Below are 3,414 nucleotides of genomic sequence, written 5' to 3' on the forward strand. Positions count from 1 at the left end.
GGCAGGTGACCAGCGCCACGCTGCCATTGAAGATAAAAAAAACGCACCACACCTGCGTCACCTGGCGGGTATAACTCACTCCTCGCGGTGGCAATTCGGGCTCGCGTAACCGCGCTAAGCGCTCCACCAGAGGCATCGGGCTCCACAGCGAACCACCGAATAGCAGTAGCATCGAGCCATTCACCACTACCGGATACCACAACAGCAAGTGCTGGCTGCGCAGCAGCAGACTGGCGAGACACAACAGCGACCCCACCAGCGCCATCAGCAGCATAATCCGGCCCATCGCCCCTTGCGCACGGCGCAAACTCCAGATGCGCCAGCCAAACACCAGCGCCAGCACCACTATCACCCCACGCCATTGTGGATGCGTGATCGCCAGCCATACCAGAAATGGCCAGGCCAGCAGCGCCATTGCATTGAGCAGGCGCAGGAGTAAAGGCATCAGGCTTCGTTGTGCATCAGTTGGTCAACCGCGTCCACCACATCCTGTACGGTACGCACGGCGCGAAACGCTTCAGGTTTGATTTTGCGCCCCGTGCGTTTTTGCAGATGAACCACCATGTCGACCGCATCGATGCTATCAAGCTCCAGATCTTCATACAGACGCGCGTCCGGGCGAATATCATCGGCATCAATTTCAAACAGCGAGGTCAGCAGCGAAGCCACTTCCTGGTAAATTTCGTCTTTGTTCATCATTTTGACTGTTCTCAGGCTTGCTGTTGTTCAACAAACGCGGCCAGCGTGGCCACGGAAAAAAAGTGCGCGCGTAGCGTTTCGCTCTCGGCTGAAAGTTGTACGCCAAAGCGATTTTTCACCGCCAGTCCTAGCTCCAGCGCATCGATCGAATCGAGGCCCAACCCTTCACCAAACAGTGGCGCATCGGTTTCAATATCGTCCGGGCTGATATCTTCCAGATTCAGCGTGTCGATAATCATCAGTTTGATATCGTCAATCAGTGCTTGCATAACTTACGTCGTCTCTTCAGGGACCAGCGCCTGTTGCAGGTGACGCGTCAGGCGACGTGCAGCCAGCGGCTGCGCATCTTCATCGGCTTCACAAAAGGCATGGCTATCAATACGCGATTGTACGCGTACAGTAAAAAGGGGTTTAACCAGCGGAATCTGATACCAGCGGCTCTGTTTATCGAGCATACGCTGTGTGCAGCTAATATGTACCACGCGCAGATCGCATCCCGCTCGCACCGCAATATTGGCGGCACCGCGTTGCAACTTCAGCGGCTCGCCGTAGCGCGTGCGCGTGCCTTCAGGAAAAATCAGGATAGTGTCACCCCGCGCCAGGCGCAGTTGGCTGTCTGGCAGTAGCGTGTCGGCTTCGCTATTAATTAAGTAATCTGCTGACTTGATGACGCCGCGAAAAAAGACATTGCGCTGTAACTCAGCTTTGACCAGACAATCCATTTCTGGCAGTACCGAGGCAATCATCACGTAATCAATCAATGAGGGATGATTAGCCACAATCAAGCATCCCCGATCCTTGCGCAGCAACTCCGCCCCAATAATCTGGTAATCGTAAACCCCGACAAAGCGGCAAAAGCGCAGGAAGCAGCGGAAGCTCCAGGCGATGCTGCTACGGGCAATTTGCCGGCGACGTAAGCCATCGCGCTGGAGTAACAGCAGTAGATTGAACCAGGTGACCGAGAGCAATAAGCCGCCAACACTGAACAGCGTGAAACTGACGGCGGTCATCACCAGCCGCCAATAGTAATTGAAGCCAGCACGACGATGCTGAGACAGAGCGTTATCCGCCATTATCGCGCTCCCAATTCCAGTAATGGCGTTCGCCCGGGATAGTGACGCGATCGCTACCCTGCAGCATGGCGTGCAGGAACTGTAAACTTTGCGGTAATGAGGAGGCTGCAGGCTTCGACGCCTGGCTTTCGCAGCGCCAGCCGGTTCCGGCACTCAGCAGCAGCGCCACTGCATAGGGCGCATTAAACAGGTCGATTTCCGGCAGCCAGGGACGATAGTAGTCCGGCACCACGCCTTCAAAATCCACCAGCAATACCTGCTGATATCCTGCCTGATGCAGTGCGGTTACCTCGACTAATCCCTGCTGGAAACTGTCGATACCGGCGGAAATTGAGGTCGACACCAGTGGCTGACGAACAGCAATGGTGAGGCTGCCCACCGCCGAGTTATGCACTGACATGGCGAAATCTGTCGGTGACAGCGCCTGTTGCTCAGCCAGCGCGGTGAGAATCCGCAGATTGCGCTCTAACTCACCGTGGCGGCTGGTGAAGACAATGGCATCAACCGATTGACGTGCCAGCAGTGCCAGGCCGCACTCCACTGCCGCACGGCTGCCAGCGCTGAGGCGGCGCGCCGTCATCATTGGTAAAAATTGCGGTTTCGCGATGGGTTGTGTGGCGTCCAGCATCGGTGCATGCCCGGCCCAACGCTGCCAGTCGTCAGCAGTGCTGTGTCCCGGCGCTATCGCGTGCCAGTCAACCAAGGTGTAAGCGAGTTTCATACCTGTATTCTTTCTTCAGCCTCGGGGATGTTCAGATTTCGCTGTGCGGCATCCCTTCCCTGCTTGCTTTCTATTCCCGTCATCCGTCTCATGCGGATGTCGCCGATTAACAAGGCGGGCACCTGGCCCGCCTGTTTTCTATTTCGGCAGCATAGCGGCTAACTTTACAACAATGTGTTAGCCGTGATGCATGGTGCTTATTTTACTGCCTGAACGGCGAGACGTGTCTGAATACCCTGGTTCAGGTTTTGAATCCAACGGTTGTAATTGCGATGAATCTGGCCGCTGCCTGCTTTCAGGTTGGTACTGCTGACATAATCAATACGATAGCTGTTGGCAGTGTAGGTGATACGAATATCAGCAGTATGACCACGCTCTGCCAACTGGCCGTTCATCACGCCAGGTCCCGCTGGGGAAATCACCCAGTGGTTGGCCGCTCCTGCTTCCACAATCGCACGCTGCATCTGGCTATCGGAGTAGCTCTGACCCACGGTCTGGCTCACATTTTGAATCGGCGCAGTGCGTGGTGCGCAACCGCTCATCAGCGCGGCGGTAATGACTAATGCGAAAACAGCTTTTTTATTCATCATTTCCTTTTTTCCCTTGTCATAGCAAGTCGCACATGGCGGCGACCGTGCAGGTAAACCTACATGCACAATTCCGTTCAGACTTTGTAAAGCGCGCAAATAATACCACTATATGTAAAGACAAGTAAAAAAAAGCACGAATAACTTAAGAACGGTCTAATACCACGGGAAAAGCTGAATTTGGTCGCTTTACAGCGAAAAAAATGCCGCAAAATGGGGTTGCGGCATGAAATTTAACCTCGCCAACCGCCGCCCAAGGCACGATAAAGATCGATTTGCGCCAGCAGCAGCGTATTTTTCACTGAGACGATGTTCAACTGCGTGCTGAACAGTG

At 54.6% G+C, this 3,414-nt stretch carries 7 protein-coding genes; all 7 read right to left on the reverse strand.

Features of this window, described 5'->3' with window-relative positions:
• On the reverse strand, positions 1-445 hold a 445-nt coding region (locus PSSD_RS25615), incomplete at its 3' end, for a COG4648 family protein (RefSeq protein ID WP_058974196.1).
• Complete coding sequence (locus PSSD_RS25620; protein WP_058974197.1) at positions 445-699, reverse strand: acyl carrier protein; 255 nt, start codon at positions 697-699, stop codon at positions 445-447. The genes PSSD_RS25615 and PSSD_RS25620, both read right to left, overlap by 1 nt.
• A gap of 11 nt (positions 700-710) precedes the next feature.
• Entirely contained in the window at positions 711-968 is a 258-nt protein-coding gene (locus tag PSSD_RS25625; RefSeq protein WP_034820252.1) for a phosphopantetheine-binding protein, read from the reverse strand.
• A gap of 3 nt (positions 969-971) precedes the next feature.
• Positions 972-1,772 (reverse strand): lysophospholipid acyltransferase family protein, encoded by an 801-nt coding sequence (locus PSSD_RS25630; RefSeq protein ID WP_039328913.1) that lies wholly within the window; start codon positions 1,770-1,772, stop codon positions 972-974.
• Positions 1,762-2,493: a beta-ketoacyl synthase chain length factor gene (locus PSSD_RS25635; protein WP_058974198.1), complete on the reverse strand. Its 732-nt coding sequence runs from the start codon at positions 2,491-2,493 to the stop codon at positions 1,762-1,764. The genes PSSD_RS25630 and PSSD_RS25635 overlap by 11 nt, the downstream gene beginning before the upstream one ends.
• A gap of 197 nt (positions 2,494-2,690) precedes the next feature.
• Entirely contained in the window at positions 2,691-3,083 is a 393-nt protein-coding gene (locus PSSD_RS25640; RefSeq protein ID WP_418903602.1) for a hypothetical protein, read from the reverse strand.
• 230 nt (positions 3,084-3,313) lie between these two features.
• The coding region (locus tag PSSD_RS28300) for a hypothetical protein (RefSeq protein ID WP_235589308.1) at positions 3,314-3,414 on the reverse strand (101 nt) is incomplete at its 5' end.

Source organism: Type-D symbiont of Plautia stali (genome assembly GCF_001485335.1).
Taxonomy (GTDB): domain Bacteria; phylum Pseudomonadota; class Gammaproteobacteria; order Enterobacterales; family Enterobacteriaceae; genus Pantoea; species Pantoea vagans_C.